Origin of the sequence: Methylobacterium brachiatum (genome assembly GCF_900113845.1) — a bacterium.
Taxonomy (GTDB): Bacteria; Pseudomonadota; Alphaproteobacteria; order Rhizobiales; family Beijerinckiaceae; genus Methylobacterium; species Methylobacterium brachiatum.
Window position 1 is genome coordinate 216,198 of sequence record NZ_FOQW01000009.1, and the last position, 22,525, is coordinate 238,722.

The window sequence follows — 22,525 nt, forward strand, 5'->3', positions numbered from 1 at the left end:
GGTGAGCGTGCGTGGGCCGTCCGTTCAGGCCTCGCCGCGGGCGACCAGCGCCTCGTACTCGGCCACCTCGAGCTTGCCCTCCTGGGCGACCCGGGCCTTGTCCGCGTCGCTGATCACGTCGCCGGCGAGGTCGAGGCGCTTCCAGGAGGCGAGCGGGGTCTCGCGGCCGGGGGTCGGGACGTACTTGTTCTGCTCGAGCTTCTGGTACTTGTGGATGTAGCGCGGGCAGTTGACCCAGATCTTCTTCACCGCGACCTTCACCAGGTACTTGGCCTCGGTGTACTCGGCCATCAGGGCGTCGTCGCGCAGCAGCGTCGCGTGGCCCTGGACGCGGATCCGGTGCGGCGTCTCGAAATCGATGAACAGCAGGCCGACCTTGGCCTGACCCTCGATATTGCCCATCGAGTAGAACATGCCGTTGCCGTCGAAGCCCGGGAACACGAGGGTGTTCTCGTCGAGCACCTTCACGAAGCCCTGGGGGCCGCCCTTGTACGAGACGGTCGGCATGCCGTCGGGATCGACGGTGGACAGGAAGAACATGTCCCGGGAGCCGATGAAGGCGCCCTCGTCCGGCCGGATGCTCTCGTGGACCCAGTCCTCGTCCAGGCGCACGGCGAGCTTGGTGGTGCCGAACTCGGTCTGCAGCGCCCGGTGGACGTCCGAATAGAGCGATGCCATGGCGTGTCCTCTCCAACCCTCTCCGGTCCTCATGCAGGCGGGACCGCTGGGGCGTTTATCGCCGGGAATGGCCGCGCTCGGCAACCGGCAATAGAAAAGGCCGGCCTCGCTTTCGCGTGACCGGCCCGCGCAGGCGCGGCCGAGCAGAGCCCGGCCGCGCGATCCGAACGATCAGTTGCGGGTCTTGTCGACCAGCGCCTTCTCGGAGATCCACGGCATCATGGCGCGGAGCTTGGTGCCGACCTCCTCGATCGGGTGGGTGGCGAGCTTGGCGCGGGTCGCCTTGAACGAGGTCTGGTTGACCTTGTTCTCCAGCATCCAGTTGCGGGTGAAGGTACCCGACTGGATGTCGTTGAGCACGCGCTTCATCTCGGCCTTGGTCTCGGGCGTGACGATGCGCGGGCCGGTGACGTACTCGCCGTACTCGGCCGTGTTGGAGATCGAGTAGTTCATGTTGGCGATGCCGCCCTCGTAGATGAGGTCGACGATCAGCTTCACCTCGTGCAGGCACTCGAAATAGGCCATCTCGGGGGCGTAGCCCGCCTCGACCAGGGTCTCGAAGCCGGCCTTGATCAGCTCGACCAGGCCGCCGCAGAGCACGGCCTGCTCACCGAACAGGTCGGTCTCGCACTCTTCCTTGAAGGTGGTCTCGATGATGCCGGCGCGGCCGCCGCCATTGGCCGAGGCGTAGGACAGGCCGAGATCGTGGGCGTTGCCGGAGGCGTCCTGGGCGATGGCGATCAGGGTCGGCACGCCGCCGCCGCGCAGGTACTCGGAGCGCACGGTGTGGCCGGGGCCCTTCGGGGCGACCATCAGGACGTCGAGGTCCTTGCGCGGCTCGATCAGGTTGAAGTGGACGTTGAGGCCGTGGGCGAACAGGAGGGCAGCGCCCTCCTTCATGTTCTTCTCGAGCGACTCCCGGTAGATGTCGCCCTGCAGCTCGTCGGGGGTGAGCATCATCACCACGTCGGCCCACTTGGCGGCCTCGGCCACCGACAGGACCTTGAAGCCCTCGTGCTCCGCCTTTTTGGCGGTGGCGGAGCCCTCGCGCAGGGCGATGACGATGTCCTTCACGCCGGAATCGCGCAGGTTGAGCGCGTGTGCGTGGCCCTGGCTGCCGTAGCCGACGATGGCGACCTTCTTGCCCTTGATCAGGTTCAGGTCGGCGTCGCGATCGTAATACACCCGCATGTCGGTTTCCTCTTCGGTGTTGGTTTCGGGTTGGGTTAGGCCTTCGCCCGGCCGTACAGGGCCAGGAACTGCTCCACGGCGCGGTCCGCGTCGCGCCGGATCTCATCCTCGCCGAGGTCGAGCGCCTCGCCGAGCAGTAATCGGATCTGAATATCGCGGCCGACGAGGCCGAAGAAGGTCCGGAACGCCGCCTCGCTGTCCGCGAAGGCGAGCAGCCCGGCATCGCGCCCGGCCTCCAGCACCGGCTTCACCCGCTCGCCGATGGCGAAGCGGCCGTTCGCCAGCACGATGCCGCCGAGATTGCTCTTGCGCGAGCCGGCATGGGCCACGGCGATCCGGTTCAGCGCCACCGAGGTGCGGCTGGTGATCACCGTCAGCCACGAGACCGCGAAGTCCTGAAGATGCTCCCGCAGGGTCGCCCCGTCGAGGGCCTGCACGGCCGCCCCTCCGGCATGGACCCGGGATGCCTGCCACCGCACCGTCGCGGTGAGCAGCCCGTCGCGGTCGCCGAACCACTTGTACAAGGTCTCCTTGGAACAGCTCGCCCGGCGCGCCACGGCGTCCATGGTGAGCTGGTCCCCGTCCTCGACCATGAGGGCGAGCACGGCGTCGAGCACCGCCTGCTGGCGCACGGACGGGGTCGCCGGCGCCTTGGCGCCCGCCTCCACCGTCTCCTGCCGCTCTGCGAGGCTCGACCGCATCGTTTCCAGTACCGTACCGTACGGTACGCTCGATAGAGCGATTCGCCGGGCGCCGCAAGGGGCCCGGCGGGGCCGGATTCAGGCCGGCAGGGTCAGCCCCTCGCGGGCGAACACCGCCTGCACCGCCGGCCGCTCGGCGACCCTGCGGGCATGGGCGTGCCAGGCCGGGAAGCGCGCGGGCATGTCGAACCGGAGCGACGAACCGGAGGCCCAGACCCAGAAGACCATCAGGTAGGCGTCGACCACGCCGTACCGGTCCCCCACGGCCCAGCCGCCATTCGAGAGGTGGACCTCGGTCATGGTGCAGAGATCGCCGTAGGTATCGGCGGCCTTGTCGCGGATGCCGGGAAACGCGTCCTCGTCGGCGGTGTAGCGCTCCGGCCGGCGGACATGCGCGTAGGCGACGTGATGGTTTGCGGCGAGCCAGCCGAGCCACTCGTCGGCCCGGGCCTGCTCGCGCAGGTCGGTGGGCCAAAAGCCCTTCTCGGGTACGGAGCGGGCGACGTGGCGCAGGATCGCGGCGCATTCGGTCAGCACCCAGCCGTCCTCGACCAGGGCCGGCACCCGGCCGCGCTCGTTGATCGCGAGGTATTCCGGAGCACGCTGGTCCCCCGCCGCGAGGTTCAGCTTGACGCCCTCGAACGGCAGCCCGGATTCTTCCAGGATGATGTGGGCGGCCAGCGAGCAGGCGCCGGGGGCGTAGTAGAGGGTGCGGGTTGTCATTCGGGTTTTACCGTTGATGCTGAAGAAAGATCATCTGACCTAACGAAGGTCAGCCCGAGAAGCGTTCGCAGCTTGCCGCGCACTTCGGCGACGACTTCGTCCGGTGCCGACCCGAGGCTCCTCAAGATCCGGGCAGCCCGGTCGATCGATCGGACTTGGTCGACCAGCACGGCTCCCTTTACAGCGAGGCCAGCAGGCAGGAACACCTTCGTCGGCCACGGGTGCGGATTGCGCGTGATCGGGCAGATGATGACCCGGCGCGTCAGATGATTCATGTCCGGATCCGAGACGACGAGTGCCGGCCGTATGCCGTTCTGCTCCGTGCCGCGGACCGGTTCCAGATCGATCAGAAGCAATTCGCCCGGATGCGGTTGCCAATCAGTACGGGTCGTTGGCGTCATCGATGATCTCGGAACCGCGGTCGGGGCCCCAATCGACAGTCTCGGGCTCCGCCTCAGGTCCCAAGCGCCGTGCCTCGGCGATCATCTCTTCCATCGTATAGACAGGCAGGCCGTCGACATACCGGCGACCGTGCCATTGCCGGGGCTCCGCCGGTGGCGGGGTCTTCGACACAATCTCGACGGTCTCGCCCTCGCGGATGCCGAGTTCCTCGGCTTCCGCGCTGCTCAGCCGCACGGCGAGATCTTCACCCCAGCGTATGACCTTGGCTTCCATCGCTCCGCCTCCCGCGAGGACGACGGAACATAGCAGATCCGGGCCGGCGCTTCCTACAGCGGCTCCGACCCACGCCCCATGGCGCTGATGCCGGTGCGGCAGATCTCGACCAGGCCGATCACGCTCATCAGCCGCACGAACCGGTCGATCTCCTCGGTGGCGCCGGTAAGCTCGAACACGAAGGAGTTGAGCGTGGCGTCCAGCGTCTTGGCGCCGAAGGCGGCCGCGAGCCGCAGCGCCTCGCTGCGGTGCTCGCCCTCGCCCTTGACCTTCACGAGGCAGATCTCGCGCTCCAGCGCGTTGCCCTGGAGGGTCAGGTCCACGACCCGGTGGACCGGCACGAGCCGGTCGAGCTGCGCCTTGATCTGCTCGATCACGGCGTTGGTGCCGGCGGTCACGATGGTGATCCGCGAGATGTGGCGCGCCTCCTCGGTCTCGGAGACGGTCAGGCTCTCGATGTTGTAGCCGCGGCCGGAGAACATGCCGGAGATGCGGGCGAGCACGCCGGGCTCGTTGTCGACGATCACGGCGAGCGTGTGCCGGTTCACCGGCTCGACGCGCACGGCGTCGGGATAGTGGGTGTTCATCGCGTTCATGCCGGCTTCGTCCTCGTCGTCCAGTCCGTGCTCATCGGCGTCCGCACGCCGCCCATACGGCAGGCGGCGACCCCGAAAGGGCCGCCGCCAAACCCGTCACACCAGCATCTTGCCTTCCTCGGAGATCACGTCGCCGAGCTCGACGCCGGTCTCGCCGAGGTAATCGGACAGGAGCATCTCGTTATGCGCCTTGCCCGAGGGGATCATCGGGAAGCAGTTCTCGGTCTTGTCGACGATGCAGTCGAACAGGACCGGCCCGTCATAGGCCAGCATCTCCGCGATGGCGCCGTCGAGGTCGCCCGGCTTCTCGCAGCGCATGCCCTTGGCGCCGTAGGCCTCCGCCAGCTTGACGAAGTCCGGCAGGCTCTCGGAGTAGCTCTGGGAGTAGCGCGAGCCGTGCAGCAGCTCCTGCCACTGCCGGACCATGCCCATGTACTCGTTGTTCAGGATGAACACCTTGACCGGCAGCCGGTACTGAACCGCCGTCGAGAGCTCCTGCATGTTCATCAGGATCGAGGCCTCGCCGGCGATGTCGATCACAAGCCCCTTCGGGTGGGCGAGCTGGGTGCCGATCGCCGCCGGCAGGCCGTAGCCCATCGTGCCGAGGCCGCCCGACGTCATCCAGCGGTTCGGCTCGTCGTACTTGAAGTACTGGGCCGCCCACATCTGATGCTGGCCGACCTCCGTGGTGATGTAGGTCTCGCGGTCCTTGCAGGCCTCGTAGAGACGCTGCACGGCGTATTGCGGCTTGATGATCGTCCCCGACGGCCAGTAGGCGAGGCAGTCGCGGGCCTTCCAGGCGCCGATCTTCTGGAACCACGGATCGAGGTTGGATGTCTCGGGCCGCGACGGCAGGGCACGCCAGGCCTCCAGCATGTCGGCCAGCACCGAGGCGCAGTCGCCCACGATCCCGACATCGACCTTGACCACCTTGTTGATCGAGGAAGCGTCGACGTCGATGTGGATCTTCTTCGAGAACGGCGAGAACGCGTCGAGCCGGCCGGTGATCCGGTCGTCGAACCGGGCGCCGACGCAGATCATCACGTCGCACTCGTGCATCGCGAGGTTGGCCTCGTAGGTCCCGTGCATGCCGAGCATGCCCAGGAACTTCGGGTCCGTGCCCGGATAGGCGCCGAGCCCCATCAGGGTCGAGGTGACCGGGAAGCCGGTCTCGGCGACGAGCTCGCGCAGGAGCCGGGAGGCCTCCGGGCCGGAATTGATCACGCCGCCGCCGGTGTAGAAGACGGGACGACGCGCGGTCGCCATCAGCTCGACCGCCGCGCGGATCCGGTCGCCGTCGCCCTTGACCGCCGGGCGGTAGGTCTTGTGGCTCGAGATCTCCGGGCGCTCGTAGAGGCCGGAGGCGAACTGGATGTCCTTGGGCAGGTCGACCACGACCGGGCCGGGCCGGCCATTGGCGGCGACGTAGAACGCCTCGTGCAGGATCCGCGGCAGGTCCTCGATCGATTTGACCAGGTAATTGTGCTTCGTGCAGTGGCGCGTGATGCCGACCGTGTCGCATTCCTGGAACGCGTCGGTGCCGATGAGATGCGTCGGAACCTGCCCGGTGATGCAGACGAGCGGGATCGAGTCGAGCAGCGCGTCGGTCAGGCCGGTGACGATGTTGGTGGCGCCGGGGCCCGACGTGACCAGCACGCAGCCGACCTTGCCGGACGAGCGCGCATAGCCCTCGGCCGCGTGGACGGCGCCCTGCTCATGCCGGACCAGCACGTGCTTCACCGCGTCCTGGTGGAACAGAGCGTCGTAGATCGGAAGTACGGCACCGCCCGGATAACCGAACAGCGTGTCCACGCCCTGATCCCGGAATGCCCGGATGACCATCTCGGCCCCGGTCATGACCTCGCCGCCCATGCTCTCCTCCTCCGCTCCCCGGATCGTCGGCGGCGGTCGTGCGCCGCCGGACGGACCGGTTCCTTTCGTCCTGCACCTTCGTCACGCGAGGCGGTATCCGCCTCGCCCGAAAGCACTGTGTTCGTCGGTATCTCGAACGCCTGGATCTCGTTGGCCGTGATGCGTCACCGGGCAGCGGGCAATAAAAAAGGGCCCCGAGGGACCCTGCATGCGCCACCGCTCGGATTGCAGCCCTGAACTAGGGCCGCCCCGTCGGTGACGCTTCCGCTACAATAAGAACCGCGTTCATCGGATATCCGAGCCTGCCTCGCGGCGATCGACAAATCCAGGATCGGATTCAGTCCAGTCGCACGTGAAGTGTTGGGCCTCATACCGGAGACCCGAGAACCGGTCAACGCGAAAGCCGAGGATCGGACGCGCTCAGTGCAGGAGCGGCGGGCGGCGGCGGACCCAGTTGCTCGCCGCGTCGTAGGCCGCGCCGAGCTGGAGGCAGGCAAGTTCGCCGTGATTGCGGGCGACGATCTGGATACCGGTCGGCAGCCCGGCCTCGCCGAAGCCCGCCGGGATATCGAGCGCCGGCAGGCCGGACATGGTCACCGGGACCACGGTCTGCATCCACCGGTGGTAGGTGTCCATCGGCCGGCCGCCGACCTCGCGGGGCCAGCGCAGGTTCTTGTCGAAGGGGAAGACCTGCGCGGTCGGCATGACCAGGAAATCGTAGCGCTCCATGAACCGGCGCACGGTCTCGTACCAGCGGGTGCGCCCCTCCAGGGCGGCGGTGAGCCGGTCGATCGTGAGCTCGAGACCGCGCTCGGCCTCCCAGATCGCCTCGGGCTTCATCTGCGCCCGGTGGGCGGGCACGTCGTAGAGCGGCCGGAGCACCGGCGCGACCATCAGGGCCCGCAGGGTGATGAAGTCGCGCCAGAGCTGCTCCATGTCGAACCGGGGCGCGGCCTCCTCGACCACGCAGCCAATCTCCGTGAAGGTCGCCAGCGCGGCGCGGCCGAGGTCGAGCACGCCGGGATCGAACGGGATCTGCCCGTCGAAATCCCCGAGCCAGGCGATCCGCGTCCCGCGGAAATCCCGGGCCAGCGGGCTCGCGAAGGCCGAGGGGTCCTGGCGGATCGTGTTCGGGCAGCGCGGATCGTAGCCCGCCTGCACCGACAGCATCAGGCCGATATCGGCCGGGCTGCGCCCGACGGCGCCGAGCACGGACAGGCCGGGGGTGAACACGTCCTTGGTCTCGACCGGGATCCGCCCCCAGCTCGGGCGCAGGCCGTAGCAATTGTTGAAGGCCGGCGGGTTGCGCAGGGAACCGCCGAAATCGCTGCCATCGGCCACCGGCTGCAGCTTCAGGGCGACCGCCACCGCGGCGCCGCCGCTCGACCCGCCCGCACTCTTCTCCGGATCGTAGGCGTTTCCGGTGGCGCCGTAGACCGGATTGAAGCTGTGCGAGCCGAGCCCGAATTCGGGGATGTTGGTCTTGCCGATGAAGATCGCCCCGGCCGCGCGCAACCGGGCGACCATGATCGTGTCATTTTGCGCGATCCGGTCGGCGAAGATCGGCGACCCTTGCGTGAACGGCAGCCCGCGCACCGCATCGAGATCCTTCACGGCGAGCGGAAACCCGTGCAGCGGCCCCACGGCCTCGCCGCGGGCGAGCGCGGTATCCCGCGCCTCCGCCTCCTTCAGGAGCGCCGCATCGTCCTGAAGCCCGACGATGGCGTTGACCTGCGGATTGAGCCGGTGGATCCGCTCCAGATAGGCGCGCATGACATCCACGCAGGAAACGATCCGGCCGCGGATGGCGGCCGCGAGATCGACGGCGCCGAGCGCCGTGATGCCGTCCTGTCGCTCATCCTGCATGGTCGGGCTCCGATCGAGGTCTGCGGATAGGCATGACCAGTCACACGCGTGCGCGCGCGAAGGTCTAGTACTGGTGATCGTCGGAGAGGCAAGAGATGTGCTGGAATTCGGCCCACCATCCCGTCGCAGGCCCCGGCAACGTCATTGCGAGCGCAGCGAAGCAACCCAGGGAGCCCCGACGACCTGAAATCGCCCGCTGCCCTAGGTTGCTTCGCTGCGCTCGCAATGACGGAGAGGGCCGATGCTCCCTATCGGAGTGGTGTCAGACCACCGCCCAGGGCAGCGTCTCATCCCCCCGGAACACCACCACGGCGGTGTCTTCGACGGTCACCGCCTCGATCACGCGGCTCTCGCGGCGCTCGAGGGTGACGGTCGCCGCGTTGGGCTCGAGCCCGTGGAAACGGGCCCCGTTGAGCGACGCGAAGGCCTCGAACCGGTCGAGCGCGCCCTCCTCGTCGAAGACCTGCACGTAGGTCTGCAGGGCGGTCGGGCCGCAGAACACGCCGGCACAGCCGCAGGACGCCTCCTTGGCGCCGCGGACATGCGGGGCGGTGTCGGTGCCGAGGAAGAAGCAGGCCTCGCCCGAGGTCGCGGCCGCCCGCAGGGCCAGGCGGTGGCGCTCGCGCTTGGCCACCGGCAGGCAGTAGAGATGCGGGCGCAGGCCGCCCTGGAAGATGTGGGTGCGGTTGATGACGAGGTGGTGGGGCGTGATCGTCGCCGCCACCCGGCTCCGGTTGGCCCGCACCACGTCGAGGATCTCGGCCGTGGTGGCGTGCTCGACGGTGACCTTCAGGCCCTGGTGCCGGGCGAGCAGCGGGATCAGGCTGCCCTCCATGAAGGCGGCCTCGCGGTCGAAGATGTCGATCTCCGGGTCGGTGGCCTCGCCGTGGATCAGGAGCGGCATGCCGATCCGCTCCATCCGCTCTAGGACGGGCGCAAGCCCGATCAGGTCGGTGACGCCGGCATGGGAGTTCGTGGTCGCGCCGGCCGGGTAGAGCTTGGCCGCGATCCAGACCTTCTCGGCAAAGCCGCGCGCGATCTCGTCCGGGTCGGTGTCGTCCCGCAGGTAGCAGGTCATCAGCGGGGTGAAGTCGAGCCCCTCGGGCAGGGCCGCCAGGATCCGCTCGCGATAGGCGCGCGCGGCCGCCACCGTGGTCACCGGCGGGACCAGGTTCGGCATGATGATGCCCCGGGCGAACTGGGCCGCCGTGTAGGGCAGCACCGCCTTCAGCATCGCGCCGTCGCGCAGGTGGATGTGCCAGTCGTCCGGCCGGCGGATGGTGATCCGGTCGGCGGACGTCGCGGCGGGGGGCTGCGCGGCGGGGAACAGGTCGGCGACGCTCATCGCTTGCGGCTCCTCAGCCCTGACCGAAGGAGGAGATGCCGCCATGGGCCGCCGACCATTCCGCCGGCCCGTTGAGGAAGCTCTCGACCTCGGCCAGCGTCTTCGGATCGAAGGTGCCCATCTCCTTGGCGACCGCCAGCACGTCCCACCAGGTCGTGAGGTAGTGCAGCTTGATCCCGGTCTCCTGCATCAGCGCGGCGCTGCCGGGGAAGATGTCGTAGTAGAACAGCACGAAGCAGTGATCGACCTGGGCGCCGGCATCGCGCAGGGCCTGGCAGAAATTGACCTTGCTGCGCCCGTCGGTGGCGAGATCCTCGACCAGCAGGGTCCGGGCGCCCTCGACCACCTCGCCCTCGATCTGGGCGTTGCGGCCGAAACCCTTCGGCTTCTTGCGCACATACTGCATCGGCAGCATCAGCCGGTCGGCGATCCAGGCGGCGAACGGGATGCCGGCGGTCTCGCCGCCCGCGATATGGGTGAGCGACTCGTAGCCGATCTCGCGCACGATCGTGGCGGTCGCGAAATCCATCAGCGTCGCGCGCAGGCGCGGGAACGAGATGATCTTGCGGCAATCGATATAGACCGGGCTGGCCCAGCCCGAGGTGAACTTGAACGGCTCGTCCTTGTAGAAATGGACGGCCTGGATCTCCAGGAACATCTTGGCCGCCTCGCGGGCGATCAGCGTCCGGTCGATGGGCAGGAAGGACGTGGTCATGCGGCGTGCGCGCTCCGCTGGGGGCACTCTCCGCCGGGGACCGGTTGAAGAGCGCGAGGATAGGGAAGGCCTGACCGGTCTCCTCCGCCCTGTCTCTGCCAGCGTCAACCCTGAAGCGGCCGCTATCCGCCGCTCAAGCCGCGCCGGCCCTGGCTCGCAGCTGCGCCAGATGCCGGATCGCGAGCGCGTAGCCGTGCGTCCCGAAGCCCGCCAGCACCGCGGTCGCGGCGAGGGAGATGTAGGAATGGTGCCGGAAGGCCTCGCGCCGGTGGACGTTCGAGATGTGGCACTCGATCACCGGCACCTCACAAGTGTTGAGCGCGTCGAGGATCGCCACCGAGGTGTGGGTATAGGCCCCGGCATTGATCACGATCCCGGCGGACCCGACCCGGAAATCGTGGATCGCGTCGATCAGCGCGTGCTCGGCATTGCTCTGGCGGAAATCCACATCGAGCCCGAAGCCGGCGGCGGTCTCGCGGCACAGGGCCTCGACATCGGCCAGGGTCTCGCGCCCGTAGATCTCCGGCTGCCGCTTGCCGAGCAGGTTCAGGTTCGGTCCGTTGAGGACCAGGATCGTGTCGTTCATCGCGTTCCCCGCCGCCCCGTGCGGTCGGCCTCGAGCCTCGATGCGCCGAGACCTTCGTTCGCCTGCTCCCACCCGAACCCTCATCCCGAGGTGCTCGCGAAGCGAGCCTCGAAGGAGCCCTCCAGGGATCGCGCGGCTGGCTGGAGGCCTCCTTCGAGGCCTCCGCTACGCTGCGGCACCTCAGGATGAGGGCGCGGGTTGGTTCGCCCCGTTGTGGCCGTGCGTTGGGTGAGCGTCAAACACGCCTCTGCATTCGCCCTGTCACCGGCCCCGAGATGTCCCGCGCCGAAGGCGGCCCGGCTCGCCGGAGCGGTTCAGTTTCCCCGCGGGCGGGGCTATCCCGCACGCGAACCAGACGAACGATCAGGGAGAAGACGCGATGGCAGGCCCCCCGAGCGACGCGCCCGTGGTGATCGCGGTGGCGATCACCGGCTCGGTGCCGCGCAAAAAGGACAACCCGGCCGTGCCGGTCACCGTGGCCGAGCAGATCGAGTCGACCCGGCAGGCCTTCGAGGCCGGCGCGACGCTGGCCCATATCCACGTGCGCAACGACGACGAGTCGCCCTCCTCCGATCCCGACAAGTTCGCCGCCGTGCAGGAGGGGCTGCGCAAGCATTGCCCGGGGATGATCGTGCAATTCTCCACCGGCGGCCGCGGGCGCGATCCGGCCGCCCGGGGCCTCTCGCTCAAGCACCGGCCGGACATGGCCTCGCTGTCCACCGGCTCGGTGAACTTCCCGACCATCGTGTACGAGAACAGCGCCAGCCTGGTCACCGACCTCGCCGGCCAGATGAAGCAGTTCGGGATCCGGCCGGAGATCGAGATCTTCGACCTGTCGCACCTGCATGGCGCCAAGCGGCTGGTCGAGGCGGGCCTCATCGATGCGCGCCCGCACGTGCAGTTCGTGATGGGCGTCCAGAACGCGATGCCGGCCGAGGAGCACCTGCTCGACATCCTGCTCGCCGAGACGCGGCGGATCCTGCCCGGGGCGACCTGGACCGCCGCCGGGATCGGCCGCAACCAGGCGGTCGTGATGGAATGGGCGCTCGCCCGCGGCGCCGACGCGGTCCGCACCGGGCTGGAGGACAACATCCGGGTGACCAAGGACAGGCTGGCGGCGAGCAATGCCGAGCTGGTCACCCTCGCGGCCGAGGCGGTGCGCCGCCACGGCCGCCGGGTGGCGAACCCGGCCGAGGCGCGGGCCGCTCTGGGCCTGGCCTGACCGGGCCGCCGGAGGCCCGCGCGGGCCGCATCCTCACGCGGCCCGGACGGTCTCCAGGAAGTGCCGGACCTCGACCGCGAGGTGCTCGGACTGGCGCGACAGGGCAGAGGCGGCGCTCAGCACCTGGGAGGCCGCCGCCCCGGTCTCGTCGGCGGCTCCGGCCACGCCGGCGATGTTCGTGGTCACCTCGGCGGTGCCGGTCGCGGCCTGCCCGACATTGCGCACGATCTCCTGAGTCGCTGCGCCCTGCTGCTCCACGGCCGACGCGATCGAGGTCGCCACGCCGCTGATCTCCTGGATCCGCGCCGTGATGCCGCCGATCGCCGTCACCGCCTGACCGGTCGTGCCGCGGACCTGCGTGATCTGCCCCGAGATGTCCTGCGTGGCCTTCGCGGTCTGCTCGGCGAGCGCCTTCACCTCGGACGCCACCACCGCGAAGCCCTTGCCGGCCGCGCCCGCGCGGGCCGCCTCGATGGTCGCGTTGAGCGCCAGCAGGTTGGTCTGACCGGCGATGTTCGAGATCAGCCCGACCACGTCGCCGATCCGCGAAACCACCGTGCTCAGCTCCTTGACCAGCGCGCCGGTCTGGTCGGTCTCCGACACCGCCAGCCGGGCGAGCTGCGCCGAGCCGTCGACCTGCCGGCCGATCTCCTGGACCGAGGAGCCGAGCTCCTCGGCTGCGGCCGCCACGGTGTTGACGTTGACCGCCGCCGCCTCGGCCGCGACCGCCACCGTCGTCGATCGGCTGGCGGTCCGGGTGGCCGTGACGGTCATCGTCTGCGCGGTGGCCTGGAGCTCGGAGGCCGAGGCCGAGACCTGGCCGATGATGCCGCCGATTGCGGCCTCGAAGCTGTCGGCCATCTCGCGCATGCCGAGCTTGCGCTGCTCCTCCGCGGCCAATCGGGCCTGCGCGGTCTCCTGTTCGAGGCTGCGGGCGCGGATCATGCTCTCCTTGAAGATCTGGACGGCGCCGGCCATCGCGCCGACCTCGTCGCGCCGGCCGAAGGCGGGGATGGCCGTCTCCGTGTCGCCGGACGCGAGCTGATGCATGGCGGCGGTCATGCGTCCGAGCGGGCGGCTGATCTCCAAGACCAGCATCACGACCGCCCCGATCGCCAGGATCGCGGCGACCGCCAGGAAGACCATCATCTGCTGCCGGGCCTGATCGTAGGCGGCCTGCGCCTGCGCGCCGCTCGACTCGGCGGCTGCGTTCTCGAGGTCCGCCAGGGATTTCAAGGTCGCGACGATGCCCCGGATCGAGTCGGACATGGTCGTGTTGTACTGCTCCTGCGCGCCGGCGGCGTCACCGGCATCGGCCTTGGCGAAAGTCTCCGCCTGCTCGTTCAGATACGCCGCCCATTGCTGCTCGAAGGTCCGAAACAAGGCCCGTTTGGCCTCGGTTTCCATCAGGCTCGTGTAGCGCGCCTTGTAGCCCTGCAATTCGGCCATCCGCTGGTCGATCGACGTCATCGCGTCCGCACGCTGCTGCGGTGTCTTGGCGAGGAGGAGACGGTTGCCGTTGACCCGGATGCGCAGCGTCATGGTCTGGATGCCGCCGAGCGCCTGCGTCGCCGGGAGACGCAGGGCGCGCAGGTCGGTGGCGACGTGATTGATCGTTTCGATCTGGTGATAGGACAGGGCCGCCAGGCCGCCGATCAAGGCGAGCATGATCGAGAAGTAAGCGATCAGCTTGCCTTTGATGGACACGGACTCGAGCATTATTCTTCCAGGTCGCGGCAGTCTCTGCGCTCCATGCGCGCGGACAATGCTTTATCGTTGCAGATAAAATATATCCTTAAGCTCCGACAATTCTTAGCCGGCGACGACTTATAGCGTCGGCCATCATTGATATCGGAACCGCAGGATTGCCGGCGTGCCGGGATGGCAGCTTTGCGCGACGCCGAATCAAGTCCAGGGCCGCCGCTATTCCCGCAGCGGGCCGGGCCGAAGCCGGCCCGGGACGGCCGCCGTTTCGAGCGGCCCCGCCCCAAACTCCCACCTTCTCACGCGCCGGGCGGCGTGCTAACGATCCGCCCGCGCGGGTGTAGCTCAATGGTAGAGCAGCAGCCTTCCAAGCTGAATACCCGGGTTCGATTCCCGGTACCCGCTCCACTCTTTCCCTCGCAGCGGCAGCGACTTAGACGCCGAGGGTGATACCAGCCACCCCCTCTGATACCAGCCTGATACCAGCCGCGAGCGAGTTTCGGCCCTCAGAACCGCTGCGGCTACCGCGCCAGGACCTCCGCCTCCATCTCGTAGAACCGGGCTAGCGCCCGGGCCGCGACACCCTTGTCGACCGGCGGGCACTCCGGCTCCGGGTAGGCGGCCGCCCGGAGCTCCATCAGGACGATCTCGCACCAGTGGTCGAGGAGGTCCTCGCGCAGGTCGGGGTGGGCCCGGACGAGGCGCACCAGGGTCGCATTCCGGTCGGCCTCGCCCTCGGCGAGGTGGAGCTCGAAGATTACGTCATCGCGCAGGTCGGCTTCGGTCATGGCAGGTCTCCTTGTCCCTGCAATCGAAGCGAAACCCGAGGACCGGAAACGGAAGTCGGTGCGATGGACAGGATGCCGCAGGCGGTGGGTTGCCGGCCGGCATCCAGCCTGCCACGCTGCCGGGATGACGACCCTCACCGACATGGTCGCCGCGATGCAGGCCCGCGAGGCCGCCCGGGCGGCGCGGGGCGAACCGCCCCCGTACATCGTGGAGGCCGACGCGACCGGCACGCCTGTCACCTGGTGCCTGCCCGGGCACGGCACAGTCCGGCGCTATCCCGGCGGCCGGTGCGTGCGCCTCCGGGACGGCGTCGAGCTCGCAACGACGGGGTGGGGCTACCCCGTCTGTTAGAGGTCCTTCAGGGCCTCGACATCCTCAAGCGTCAGGTTGAGCTCCCTGCGCAACATGGACTGCTCGGCGCGGATTGCCTCCTCGCCCAGCGGCTTGGCGAGCGGAGTGACGAGCCAACTCCATAGGGTTTCTCGGTGCTTGACGGTCACTGCCCTCACGCCGCCGTCCTGCAGAAGCACGAGCCTCTGTTTCTGGCTCATCGTCACTCGTCCAGGCTTCCCTCCGCGAGATTCGATGAATGGCCCACCATACGGGAGGGGCGAATCCTCAGACAGGAGGACCGGCACTGGGTCGGCGCGGCGCCAGACCTGAACAACCGTCGCGAAATGATGTCCCCGATGCCGGACCTTCCAGGCCTCGTAGATGCGCCGCTCCAGTTCCTCGCGAGCCCAGTCGGTCACTGGCGCGCGTTGCCAATGCCGGTCGGCTTCCAGCTCGATGCGCGTCGTGAAGCGCCAACTTTCGACCTTGATCCTGTACTGCCGGAGTTCGTCCGTCGCATGGGACGATGGCACCGGCAGTGAGAGGATGTCGCGCGGGAGCCAAATCGGCATGCGGACTTAGCGCTCCCCGCCCATCTCTGCGTCGATCCCCCCCGCGGCGCGGCGCGAGATGTTTGCCGAATTGACGTTCATGCCGGCGCTGAGGCCGACCAACGCCGACTTCAGGAGCGGCGAGACCGACGCGGCCGGGTGGTCCGCCTCGTCCCCCTCGATGAGCTCCTCGATCCAGTCTGGGTCGAGCTCCAGGCCGGCGAAGCGGCGGACGGCAGCGCAGAACTTCGTTGCCCCCCCGTGGTCCCGGACCTTGGCCCGCAGGATCGGGATGATCTCCTCGTCGGGCATGTCGTGCATCACCTGCACGCTCTGCCGCAGCATGTAGAGGTGCCGGTAGACGAGTTCGAGCGTGTGCTCCGCGGCCTCCCGTTCGTAGATGTCGAACTGGGAGCGGAGGGCGTCGTCGGCCGCGGCTTGCCGCGCCTTGACCTTCCCGATGCGCTCCAGGAAGTCAGTCGTCTGGAATGTAGCGTCGCCGTCTCTCAACATGTGCATCCTCCGTCGATGGAGGGCACCCTGGACGGGCCAAGTTACTTGAAACCGAATCACCGGCGGCCAAGCTGCGCCTTGGTTCGCCCCGGCTGACCGGGTTCGCTAAAATGCCACGGACCCTCGCAACGCGGCGTCCGCCACCCCGGCAATCGGGCGCACCGGCTCAACGAATCCCGAACGGTCGCCCGGCAGGATGGCCGCAGGTTGAGCGAGGGTTCGCATGCACGTCATGGATACGAAGAGCTGGACGTCAGACCAGTGCAAGGAATTCGTCCGGGAGGCGAACGAGACGGTCGAGGATGTGAAGGCGACAGGCGAGCCATGGGATGCGTACATCCGCCGGGTCTCGCCCGAGTACGACCTCATCCAGGTCGTGTGGCCCGACAAGCGAGGCCGCGGCGGATGCAGCTTCGGCGTGGTGAAGGGGCTCGGGCTGCTGATGCTAATCGGCCAAGGGACGAAGCCCGTCACCCTCAGGAAGCTGCGATTCCGGCTGCGCGACTACGACACGGCCTACATGACATGGGCGATGTACGGCGATGGTCGGTCCAAGCATCCCGACGCTGTCGAGTTGGTGGACGCCGCGGCCAGGGGCGCGCCCCGCTCCGCGTAGGCCAGCTGCAAGTCGTCGTAGCTCCGGACGCCCCTCCGCCACACGACGGCCTCCCGCATCCCGGCGGGGAACCTCGGCGCCGCGACGCGGACCGGCCGGGGCGGCTGCCGGTTCACCCCTCGCATGGGGGTTCCTCCGCGGCACGAAGGCGAGCGGCGAAGCCGGGGTGGACCGTGATCCCCCGGGAAGCCCAAACCTCCCTCGCCAGGGCGGCTGCGTTCCGCAGGTCCTCCCGGTGCCGTGCAACCTCCTCCGCCTCGCCCCACTCCGCGCGAATCTGGGCTGCCCTAGCATCGTCCTGCGAGGTCCAGCCGAAGCGGGTGAGCGGGCGGGTCATGTCAGCCTCGACGTTTAGGTGCCGTCCGAGTGGATGGTGACCTCCTCGACGTCCGCCTCGCCGGAGATGAAGGTATCGCCGAAGGGGCGCACTGTTGCGTTGGCGAACACGTCTTCGAGGGTCATCCCCGTCGGCGGGGCCCAGAGGCCCATCTCGACCGCGGTGCGGACGTATTCCTGCCAGACGCGCTCGACGACCGTGAATTGCCTTGCCGGCTTCGGCTCGGCTGGATCGAAGCGGTTGCCTAAGCTAGCGGTCACTCGGGCGGTCATGCGGCGCCTCCCCCGGCCGCGAGGATCTCCGCGGCCCGCTGCAGGTCGAAGTAGCCGTCCACGAGGGTGGTGTGCCCGACCGTCTCGCCGGCCTCATCGGTCACCTCGCAACCCTGCAGCCGGGAGACGTAGCCTGAGCCGGTTCGGGAGGATGCGACCAGGGCGCCGTGAAGGGCGGCCGCCGTGGCGCGGCCGCCCGGGAGCACCCGCTTGATCAGGCGCACCTCGCTGAGGTCGATTTCCACTTCGAGGCCGGTGACGTAGGCGACCTCGTGGCCGGCCGTCATCTCGCTGACCTCGATGACCTGGGGCTCCCGGCCTTCAACGGAGGCCCACCAGAAACCCTTCGCACTCATGCAGCGCTCCTGTCCCGCTTGGGGCACGGCGCCGCGGTGAGCTCGTGCCGGTGGGCGAGCGCGCGAACGGCGGCCGCGAGGATGGCCCGGCACTCGCGTCCGATTCCGTCGCCGGGGGCGAGGTCCTCGCTCCACTCGCAGGGGCATTTGTCCTCGGGCCACTCGCGGAACAGGGGCTCGCCGTGGGGACCGTTGTAGTCCGGGCCGAGGGAGGCGTGCCCCGTCAGGTCGCACAGGCCCGACGAGACCCAGAATCCCGGGAGCGCCTCGGCGACGAACGCCCGCGCCGCGTCGAGCGAGCCGGTGTACGGGGACGGCCCCTCCGGCGGGTCGTAGACGCTCAGCGGAGTGCTGCGCAGGATCAGCTCCAGGTAGGCGTCGAGCGCCGGGTCCGGCTCGCCACCATCCACCAGGGAGAGCTCGACGCGTCGCAGGTCGGCCCGGCGGCACGCACGCATGAGGGCCTCGCGGTCGTCGGCCGCGGCCTGCAGGTCGGCGAACAGGCGCGCGTTCATGGAGGCCTCCGCGGCCTCGGGGTCGTCCCGCTCGGCGATGTGGCGCAGGGCCTCGTCGTCCCAGCGTCGGCGGTCCGTCAGCAGGGTCATGCCGCCTCTCCCTCCGGCTGCTCGACCTCGGTGAACCAGCCGGTCAGCGGCTCCCCCGGCTCGGCCGGGCCGCAATCCAACAGGCTGCCGTCGGCCTCACCACGTAGAAGATGCCGTCCTTCACCACGACCTCGACGTCCTTCCGCACCTTCATCACCCTCTCCTCACGCTGCCGCGGCGCCGATCAGCGCGCGGATGTCCCCGGCGAGTTCGGCGCGCCCCTCGGTCACGCCGGCGTCCCGGCCCGCCCGCTCGCCGGCGGCGAACGCCGACAGCATGGCGAGGAGGATCTCTTTCGACGGGGCGTCCCCGCCGTGGGCCTTGCCGACCTGGAACAGGCGTCGCCCGCGCTTCACGTCATGGAAGATCCAATAGCGAGGCGAGTGCCACTTCGGGTGGTCCCAGTCGAAGTCGCAGACGACCACATCGTCGCCGAGGCGGGCGTAGGGCTCAGCCATGGAACGACCCGCAGGCTGGCAGATCCGCGTCGGGGATGAGCTTCCGTGCCCGCGCGGCGGCCGCCCGGCGCTGCTGCCGGTTCAGACCCTGCTCCCGGAGACCAGCCAGTATCCCCACGAGAGGGGACCGCTCCTCCGCGACAATGTTGAGTTCACACGTCGTCTCGGTGTGCATGCCGTACTCGGGCAGGCTGACACGTCTCAGAGAAGTATGTTCGCCCGTAACGTCGACCTTACCGTCCGGGCCGTAGACGCTGTCCTTAAGAGCCTGCCACTTCTCAAGCATCGCGGAGCGGGTCGCCTCGGCTTCGAGTGCAACCTGCTCTTGAGCGACGTCCTGCGCGCTGCGCCCCATGCCGGCGATGAGCCGGCCGACGAGGGCGTTCCCGAACGCGTGTAAGGTGCGCTCCTCGGCGAGCATCTCCTTGGCAGTCGAAACCGGCGCGGCCTGGAACGCTGCGGCCTGCTCGGGGGTGGCGACGGACACGGTCAGCCCGCCGAGGCTGGACCCGCCGAATGCCGGCTCGATCTGCACCCCCTTCTCGCGGGCGCCGGCGAGGAGCGCCCGGTAGGCCTCCAGGTCCTCGCAGTAGATGCCCGGCGGGATCGCGCCAAGGAGCGCCTCGAACGTGACAGGGTCGAGGTCGGCACGGTCGTAGGCCCGCTTGTACCAGACGGTCGACATGATCAGGCGTCCCCTTCGATACGGTCGCGGATGGTCTCCAGGGCCTCCTGCATCGCCAGGGCAAAGCGGGGCTGCTCCGCCGCGTCGCCGGGATGCTCGCCGTTCCAGCCTTCGCTGGAGGCCTCGAAGCCAACGCGGTACGCCGCCTCGATGCCGGCGTGACGGACGAAGCCGCCCTCGCGCAGCATCTGCAGGGCGCGGTCCGGGTACGTGTCAGAACCCTGTCCGACGCACTCCCACAGGACCTCCTGCGCGAGATCCCGGTCGGTCATGGTGCGAAGCGTCGCGATGCGCTGCGCATCCGCATTGGCCTTCTCCGCCCGCAACAGGCTGACGGCCCGGTTGAACGCCATGCCTTCGTCGTCGCTCAGGCCGAAGACGGCCCTGGCGAGGGAGGCGATCTTCTCGGTGATGGCGGAATTGGGGAGTGCGTCGGCCATGCGTCGTCCTCGCGGGAAGTGGTGCGAGGAGTGCCGGGACAGCTTTGGCCGTGTGACCCGGCATGACGGGAGTGGACCCCGCCACCGGCAGCCGCGCCCTCTCCATGGGCACGTGGTCCGATTCTATGTGGAAACGCCGATTCGAGAAGACCGGTTCGACTTGACGCGGCGAGCGGCATCCCCAATTCTAAACCCGCCGCTAAGTCGCGGTGTCCTCCCGGTGGGAGGGCGAACCTAAAGCCGATGTCGTACGGCACACGGAACGGTCCTCCTCCCGCATGCGGGAGGGCAAACCCGTAACCGTCGTGGGTTCAAGTATAACTGAGATCTCCTCCCGGCTTCGGGAGGGCAGACAGGCCCCGGCGCGAAGCCGGGGCCTTCTTAGTTTCCGGGGCGCGCGCTATGCCGAGGCATGCGTGTCGTCCTCCGCCCCGTGCCCGAACATCCTGAAGCCGTCGGCACCGTCGATGGCGCCCCGCTGACATACGAGGGCCGCGTCCCGCATGTCGCCGGCCGCCCCGTCGAGCACGCCGTCATTGCCGAGGCGCTCTCCGATGCCGTTGAGGCGGCCGCCGGCGCGGTGTTCGGGGGTGACTACGTGAACCCGCTGTCGCGGGCGACCGGCCTGAATCGGAGGACGGTTACGCGAGACCGGGTGCTCCGGAACGGGCTGCCGGGGTGGGCGCTCGCCTTCCTCGGGCGCGCCGCCGCCTACGAGCATCCCCGCGCCATGGGGTACATGCTGCAGGCCGCCGCCGAGATGTCCGAGCGGGGCATCCTCGCGCAGGGCGACGCGCTCCCAGGCGTGCGCCCGCGGGACCGCGAGGATCTCGCCGTCCTCGCCCGGCTGGGGTTGGAGGAGGCCCTTGAGCTCGTGGCGGTCGCCCGGGACGCCAAGCGCCTGCCGGTTGTCGACAGGGAATAAAGGGCACCTGTACAGAACCGTTTGACGAGTTCTTAACGCCAGGCCGGTAGTGTACGTCGGATATGCGTCAGTGGCTCCGCCCAGACGCGTGGTGACGGAGACACCCGATGACTAGCAGCGCGCCCGCGTTTGGCGTTCCCCCGACTTTGCGCGAACTCCTGTGTGGCGCCGCCCCCTACGGCGGTAGCGCGCACCGCGACCTGTTTTGCTACCTCGCCTACACCTGGTCGAGCCTGATCATCCAGGACCGGCGGACGCTCTGCGAAGACGTGGGCGCGTCCATGCCGATGGTCTTCCTGCTCGATGGGCTGTGGAAGTCGTGCATGCGGCTGAGGGACCGCAAGGCGGACGCCTGGGAGCCCGATTACGAGATTTTCCAGCAGAGCCTGACAGCCTTCTGGCTGGATCTCGGGCGGCTGCTCGACAAGCGTCCGGCGGAGGATTTTGAGGTCGACTGGCACGCCGGCGTGTCGAATCCCCTCGATGATCTCCACGGGCGGGTCACCCTCCATCTTGCGATGCTGGGAGACCCCGTCGCCATCGACGCAATGCCGGACCTTCTGTGGATGTACGCGCGCCGGGCGCAGCCGGGCGAGGGATACGTCGAGCTCCACGCGGCCGCTATCGGGTGCGAGCTCGACGACGGTTCATACCGGGTGCAGTGGACGAGGGGGTACGACGGCCTCGTCGACATCCTAAGCCAGTGGCGCGAGCGCGGCATGGAGCCCATCGCCAACGCGGCGGCGCTCGCTCGTGGGCAGATCCGCGATGCCGTCGTAGAGGCCATGCAGGCCCGGCCGGAGCCGGTGTCGACGCTGGCGAAGATCAGGAAGGAGGCCGCCGAGGTCGAACAGGCCGCCCCGGAGCCGGAGGGTCCCGGGCTCCTTGTGCTCGCGTCGGTTGGACACCTTCCCGGCAGCGCCAGGGACGGCGAGAGCAAGACGACGAGCGCCTGGAACCCGCGCGCCGAGTTCGCGGCCATTGCGGGCAGGCGGCTGCCCCTCGTCCCGGTGCCGGACCTCGCGCTCGTCCAGGCCATCCTGGCGGGGGAGTTCCCCGACGCCGCAGGGCTGATTGCGTCCATCCTCGCGCCGCTCGCCGGCCGCCAGTTCTCACGCCTGCAGCCCCTGCTCCTCCGGGGCGCGCCGGGGAGCGGCAAGTCGCGCCTCGCGCGCCGCCTCGGTGAGGTGCTCGGGCTGGCCGTCACGGTCTACGGATGCGGCGGCGTCGGGGACGGGAGCATCATCGGGACGTCGCGGCAGTGGGGGACTGGCCGCGCTTGCGTCCCCCTGCAGGCGGTCAAGCGCGCCGGAGAGGCGAGCGTCCTCGTCGTGCTCGACGAGATCTCGCGCGCCGGCACCAGGACCGACAACGGCAGGCTCACCGACGGTCTGCTGGCGCTCGTCGAGCGGGAGACGGCTCGGACGTACTTTGACCCCTACCTGGAGTGCCCCGTCGACCTCAGCGCGGTCTCGTACATCGCCACGGCGAACGACACGGCAAACCTCGACCCGGCACTCCTGTCCCGATTCCGGGTCGTGGACATGCCTGCGCCGACGCTGGCCTCGCTGCCTGTGCTCGCGCGCGGCCTCGTCGCCGAGCTCCGTCGCGAGCGTGGCCTCGATGCGCTGTGGCTGCCCGACCTGACGCCGGACGAGCTCGACATGATCGGGGAGCACTGGCGCGGAGGTTCCGTCCGGACGCTGCAGGCCCTCGTCGAGTGCGCCCTGGACGGCCGCCATGCCGGCCCGGCGAACTGAGGGAGGCGAGC

27 protein-coding genes and 1 tRNA gene are annotated in these 22,525 nt (G+C 69.0%); 6 read left to right on the forward strand and 22 right to left on the reverse strand.

Annotation, left to right across the window (positions count from 1 at the left end; genetic code table 11):
• Window positions 1–24: 24 nt before the first annotated feature.
• From BMZ47_RS13900 to aroQ, 12 genes are all read right to left on the reverse strand, one after another.
• Window positions 25–678 (reverse strand): pyridoxamine 5'-phosphate oxidase family protein, encoded by a 654-nt coding sequence (locus tag BMZ47_RS13900; protein ID WP_007561889.1) that lies wholly within the window; start codon window positions 676–678, stop codon window positions 25–27.
• Window positions 679–849: 171 nt separating this feature from the next.
• Window positions 850–1,869, reverse strand: coding sequence for a ketol-acid reductoisomerase (gene ilvC / locus BMZ47_RS13905; protein ID WP_007561887.1), 1,020 nt, complete (start codon window positions 1,867–1,869; stop codon window positions 850–852).
• Between the two features lie 35 nt (window positions 1,870–1,904).
• Complete coding sequence (locus BMZ47_RS13910) at window positions 1,905–2,570, reverse strand: TetR/AcrR family transcriptional regulator C-terminal domain-containing protein (protein ID WP_007561885.1); 666 nt, start codon at window positions 2,568–2,570, stop codon at window positions 1,905–1,907.
• Window positions 2,571–2,648: 78 nt separating this feature from the next.
• Window positions 2,649–3,293, reverse strand: a complete 645-nt coding sequence (locus BMZ47_RS13915) for a glutathione S-transferase family protein (protein WP_091863100.1) — start codon at window positions 3,291–3,293, stop codon at window positions 2,649–2,651.
• A complete protein-coding gene (locus tag BMZ47_RS13920; protein WP_091863101.1) occupies window positions 3,290–3,694 on the reverse strand; it encodes a type II toxin-antitoxin system PemK/MazF family toxin in 405 nt (134 codons plus the stop codon). The genes BMZ47_RS13915 and BMZ47_RS13920 overlap by 4 nt, the downstream gene beginning before the upstream one ends.
• Complete coding sequence (locus BMZ47_RS13925) at window positions 3,672–3,968, reverse strand: AbrB/MazE/SpoVT family DNA-binding domain-containing protein (protein WP_091863102.1); 297 nt, start codon at window positions 3,966–3,968, stop codon at window positions 3,672–3,674. Before BMZ47_RS13925 ends, BMZ47_RS13920 begins: the two co-directional genes overlap by 23 nt.
• A gap of 53 nt (window positions 3,969–4,021) precedes the next feature.
• Window positions 4,022–4,564, reverse strand: a complete 543-nt coding sequence (gene ilvN / locus BMZ47_RS13930) for an acetolactate synthase small subunit (RefSeq protein ID WP_007561879.1) — start codon at window positions 4,562–4,564, stop codon at window positions 4,022–4,024.
• A 96-nt stretch (window positions 4,565–4,660) separates the two neighbouring features.
• Window positions 4,661–6,436 carry an acetolactate synthase 3 large subunit gene (locus tag BMZ47_RS13935; protein WP_007561876.1) on the reverse strand — a complete coding sequence of 592 codons (1,776 nt, stop codon included), beginning with the start codon at window positions 6,434–6,436 and terminating at the stop codon, window positions 4,661–4,663.
• Between the two features lie 420 nt (window positions 6,437–6,856).
• Complete coding sequence (locus BMZ47_RS13940) at window positions 6,857–8,302, reverse strand: amidase (RefSeq protein WP_091863103.1); 1,446 nt, start codon at window positions 8,300–8,302, stop codon at window positions 6,857–6,859.
• A 262-nt stretch (window positions 8,303–8,564) separates the two neighbouring features.
• Window positions 8,565–9,647, reverse strand: coding sequence for a dihydroorotase (gene pyrC / locus BMZ47_RS13945; RefSeq protein WP_091863104.1), 1,083 nt, complete (start codon window positions 9,645–9,647; stop codon window positions 8,565–8,567).
• Window positions 9,648–9,660: 13 nt separating this feature from the next.
• Entirely contained in the window at window positions 9,661–10,362 is a 702-nt protein-coding gene (locus BMZ47_RS13950; protein ID WP_007561866.1) for an orotate phosphoribosyltransferase, read from the reverse strand.
• Window positions 10,363–10,495: 133 nt separating this feature from the next.
• Entirely contained in the window at window positions 10,496–10,948 is a 453-nt protein-coding gene (gene aroQ / locus BMZ47_RS13955) for a type II 3-dehydroquinate dehydratase (RefSeq protein WP_091863105.1), read from the reverse strand.
• A gap of 379 nt (window positions 10,949–11,327) precedes the next feature.
• On the opposite strand from aroQ, the gene BMZ47_RS13960 reads away from it, so the two are divergent.
• Window positions 11,328–12,170 (forward strand): 3-oxoadipate:acetyl-CoA acetyltransferase, encoded by an 843-nt coding sequence (locus BMZ47_RS13960; RefSeq protein WP_091863106.1) that lies wholly within the window; start codon window positions 11,328–11,330, stop codon window positions 12,168–12,170.
• Between the two features lie 33 nt (window positions 12,171–12,203).
• Here the strand turns inward: BMZ47_RS13960 and BMZ47_RS13965 are convergent, their stop codons facing one another.
• A complete protein-coding gene (locus BMZ47_RS13965) occupies window positions 12,204–13,889 on the reverse strand; it encodes a methyl-accepting chemotaxis protein (RefSeq protein WP_091863107.1) in 1,686 nt (561 codons plus the stop codon).
• A gap of 319 nt (window positions 13,890–14,208) precedes the next feature.
• On the opposite strand from BMZ47_RS13965, the gene BMZ47_RS13970 reads away from it, so the two are divergent.
• Window positions 14,209–14,282: transfer RNA gene (locus tag BMZ47_RS13970), tRNA-Gly, on the forward strand.
• A gap of 113 nt (window positions 14,283–14,395) precedes the next feature.
• Here the strand turns inward: BMZ47_RS13970 and BMZ47_RS13975 are convergent.
• On the reverse strand, window positions 14,396–14,662 hold the full coding sequence (locus BMZ47_RS13975; protein ID WP_029361019.1) for a hypothetical protein: 267 nt from the start codon (window positions 14,660–14,662) through the stop codon (window positions 14,396–14,398).
• A 124-nt stretch (window positions 14,663–14,786) separates the two neighbouring features.
• Here BMZ47_RS13975 and BMZ47_RS13980 point away from each other — a divergent pair, with 124 nt between their 5' ends.
• On the forward strand, window positions 14,787–15,014 hold the full coding sequence (locus tag BMZ47_RS13980; RefSeq protein ID WP_029361021.1) for a hypothetical protein: 228 nt from the start codon (window positions 14,787–14,789) through the stop codon (window positions 15,012–15,014).
• On the opposite strand, the gene BMZ47_RS13985 is transcribed toward BMZ47_RS13980, so the two are convergent.
• Complete coding sequence (locus BMZ47_RS13985) at window positions 15,011–15,568, reverse strand: hypothetical protein (protein WP_029361022.1); 558 nt, start codon at window positions 15,566–15,568, stop codon at window positions 15,011–15,013. The genes BMZ47_RS13980 and BMZ47_RS13985 overlap by 4 nt on opposite strands.
• Window positions 15,569–15,574: 6 nt before the next feature.
• On the reverse strand, window positions 15,575–16,060 hold the full coding sequence (locus BMZ47_RS13990) for a hypothetical protein (RefSeq protein ID WP_029361024.1): 486 nt from the start codon (window positions 16,058–16,060) through the stop codon (window positions 15,575–15,577).
• A gap of 223 nt (window positions 16,061–16,283) precedes the next feature.
• Here BMZ47_RS13990 and BMZ47_RS13995 point away from each other — a divergent pair, with 223 nt between their 5' ends.
• On the forward strand, window positions 16,284–16,676 hold the full coding sequence (locus BMZ47_RS13995) for a hypothetical protein (RefSeq protein WP_029361026.1): 393 nt from the start codon (window positions 16,284–16,286) through the stop codon (window positions 16,674–16,676).
• A 351-nt stretch (window positions 16,677–17,027) separates the two neighbouring features.
• Here the strand turns inward: BMZ47_RS13995 and BMZ47_RS14005 are convergent, their stop codons facing one another.
• The 6 genes from BMZ47_RS14005 to BMZ47_RS14030 form a co-directional block, all read right to left on the reverse strand.
• Complete coding sequence (locus BMZ47_RS14005; RefSeq protein ID WP_029361027.1) at window positions 17,028–17,285, reverse strand: hypothetical protein; 258 nt, start codon at window positions 17,283–17,285, stop codon at window positions 17,028–17,030.
• A complete protein-coding gene (locus BMZ47_RS14010; protein WP_029361028.1) occupies window positions 17,282–17,641 on the reverse strand; it encodes a hypothetical protein in 360 nt (119 codons plus the stop codon). The genes BMZ47_RS14005 and BMZ47_RS14010 overlap by 4 nt, the downstream gene beginning before the upstream one ends.
• Window positions 17,638–18,246, reverse strand: a complete 609-nt coding sequence (locus BMZ47_RS14015; RefSeq protein WP_091863109.1) for a hypothetical protein — start codon at window positions 18,244–18,246, stop codon at window positions 17,638–17,640. Before BMZ47_RS14015 ends, BMZ47_RS14010 begins: the two co-directional genes overlap by 4 nt.
• Before the next feature lie 164 nt (window positions 18,247–18,410).
• A complete protein-coding gene (locus tag BMZ47_RS14020) occupies window positions 18,411–18,704 on the reverse strand; it encodes a hypothetical protein (protein WP_029361276.1) in 294 nt (97 codons plus the stop codon).
• Window positions 18,697–19,389, reverse strand: coding sequence for a hypothetical protein (locus BMZ47_RS14025; RefSeq protein WP_091863110.1), 693 nt, complete (start codon window positions 19,387–19,389; stop codon window positions 18,697–18,699). The genes BMZ47_RS14020 and BMZ47_RS14025 overlap by 8 nt, the downstream gene beginning before the upstream one ends.
• A gap of 2 nt (window positions 19,390–19,391) precedes the next feature.
• On the reverse strand, window positions 19,392–19,829 hold the full coding sequence (locus BMZ47_RS14030; protein ID WP_029361278.1) for a hypothetical protein: 438 nt from the start codon (window positions 19,827–19,829) through the stop codon (window positions 19,392–19,394).
• 412 nt (window positions 19,830–20,241) lie between these two features.
• Here BMZ47_RS14030 and BMZ47_RS14035 point away from each other — a divergent pair, with 412 nt between their 5' ends.
• Together BMZ47_RS14035 and BMZ47_RS14040 are read left to right on the forward strand one after the other, a co-directional pair.
• Window positions 20,242–20,754, forward strand: a complete 513-nt coding sequence (locus BMZ47_RS14035; RefSeq protein ID WP_029361279.1) for a hypothetical protein — start codon at window positions 20,242–20,244, stop codon at window positions 20,752–20,754.
• A gap of 107 nt (window positions 20,755–20,861) precedes the next feature.
• Window positions 20,862–22,514 carry an AAA family ATPase gene (locus tag BMZ47_RS14040; RefSeq protein WP_091863111.1) on the forward strand — a complete coding sequence of 551 codons (1,653 nt, stop codon included), beginning with the start codon at window positions 20,862–20,864 and terminating at the stop codon, window positions 22,512–22,514.
• The last annotated feature ends 11 nt before the right edge of the window (window positions 22,515–22,525 follow it).

Coding starts and splice junctions, on each gene's coding strand:
- BMZ47_RS13900 (WP_007561889.1), bottom strand. CDS start 678: ATGGCATCGCTCTATTCGGACGTCCACCGGGCGCTGCAGACCGAGTTC.
- ilvC (WP_007561887.1), bottom strand. CDS start 1,869: ATGCGGGTGTATTACGATCGCGACGCCGACCTGAACCTGATCAAGGGC.
- BMZ47_RS13910 (WP_007561885.1), bottom strand. CDS start 2,570: ATGCGGTCGAGCCTCGCAGAGCGGCAGGAGACGGTGGAGGCGGGCGCC.
- BMZ47_RS13915 (WP_091863100.1), bottom strand. CDS start 3,293: ATGACAACCCGCACCCTCTACTACGCCCCCGGCGCCTGCTCGCTGGCC.
- BMZ47_RS13920 (WP_091863101.1), bottom strand. CDS start 3,694: ATGACGCCAACGACCCGTACTGATTGGCAACCGCATCCGGGCGAATTG.
- BMZ47_RS13925 (WP_091863102.1), bottom strand. CDS start 3,968: ATGGAAGCCAAGGTCATACGCTGGGGTGAAGATCTCGCCGTGCGGCTG.
- ilvN (WP_007561879.1), bottom strand. CDS start 4,564: ATGAACGCGATGAACACCCACTATCCCGACGCCGTGCGCGTCGAGCCG.
- BMZ47_RS13935 (WP_007561876.1), bottom strand. CDS start 6,436: ATGGGCGGCGAGGTCATGACCGGGGCCGAGATGGTCATCCGGGCATTC.
- BMZ47_RS13940 (WP_091863103.1), bottom strand. CDS start 8,302: ATGCAGGATGAGCGACAGGACGGCATCACGGCGCTCGGCGCCGTCGAT.
- pyrC (WP_091863104.1), bottom strand. CDS start 9,647: ATGAGCGTCGCCGACCTGTTCCCCGCCGCGCAGCCCCCCGCCGCGACG.
- BMZ47_RS13950 (WP_007561866.1), bottom strand. CDS start 10,362: ATGACCACGTCCTTCCTGCCCATCGACCGGACGCTGATCGCCCGCGAG.
- aroQ (WP_091863105.1), bottom strand. CDS start 10,948: ATGAACGACACGATCCTGGTCCTCAACGGACCGAACCTGAACCTGCTC.
- BMZ47_RS13960 (WP_091863106.1), top strand. CDS start 11,328: ATGGCAGGCCCCCCGAGCGACGCGCCCGTGGTGATCGCGGTGGCGATC.
- BMZ47_RS13965 (WP_091863107.1), bottom strand. CDS start 13,889: ATGCTCGAGTCCGTGTCCATCAAAGGCAAGCTGATCGCTTACTTCTCG.
- BMZ47_RS13975 (WP_029361019.1), bottom strand. CDS start 14,662: ATGACCGAAGCCGACCTGCGCGATGACGTAATCTTCGAGCTCCACCTC.
- BMZ47_RS13980 (WP_029361021.1), top strand. CDS start 14,787: ATGACGACCCTCACCGACATGGTCGCCGCGATGCAGGCCCGCGAGGCC.
- BMZ47_RS13985 (WP_029361022.1), bottom strand. CDS start 15,568: ATGCCGATTTGGCTCCCGCGCGACATCCTCTCACTGCCGGTGCCATCG.
- BMZ47_RS13990 (WP_029361024.1), bottom strand. CDS start 16,060: ATGTTGAGAGACGGCGACGCTACATTCCAGACGACTGACTTCCTGGAG.
- BMZ47_RS13995 (WP_029361026.1), top strand. CDS start 16,284: ATGCACGTCATGGATACGAAGAGCTGGACGTCAGACCAGTGCAAGGAA.
- BMZ47_RS14005 (WP_029361027.1), bottom strand. CDS start 17,285: ATGACCGCCCGAGTGACCGCTAGCTTAGGCAACCGCTTCGATCCAGCC.
- BMZ47_RS14010 (WP_029361028.1), bottom strand. CDS start 17,641: ATGAGTGCGAAGGGTTTCTGGTGGGCCTCCGTTGAAGGCCGGGAGCCC.
- BMZ47_RS14015 (WP_091863109.1), bottom strand. CDS start 18,246: ATGACCCTGCTGACGGACCGCCGACGCTGGGACGACGAGGCCCTGCGC.
- BMZ47_RS14020 (WP_029361276.1), bottom strand. CDS start 18,704: ATGGCTGAGCCCTACGCCCGCCTCGGCGACGATGTGGTCGTCTGCGAC.
- BMZ47_RS14025 (WP_091863110.1), bottom strand. CDS start 19,389: ATGTCGACCGTCTGGTACAAGCGGGCCTACGACCGTGCCGACCTCGAC.
- BMZ47_RS14030 (WP_029361278.1), bottom strand. CDS start 19,829: ATGGCCGACGCACTCCCCAATTCCGCCATCACCGAGAAGATCGCCTCC.
- BMZ47_RS14035 (WP_029361279.1), top strand. CDS start 20,242: ATGCGTGTCGTCCTCCGCCCCGTGCCCGAACATCCTGAAGCCGTCGGC.
- BMZ47_RS14040 (WP_091863111.1), top strand. CDS start 20,862: ATGACTAGCAGCGCGCCCGCGTTTGGCGTTCCCCCGACTTTGCGCGAA.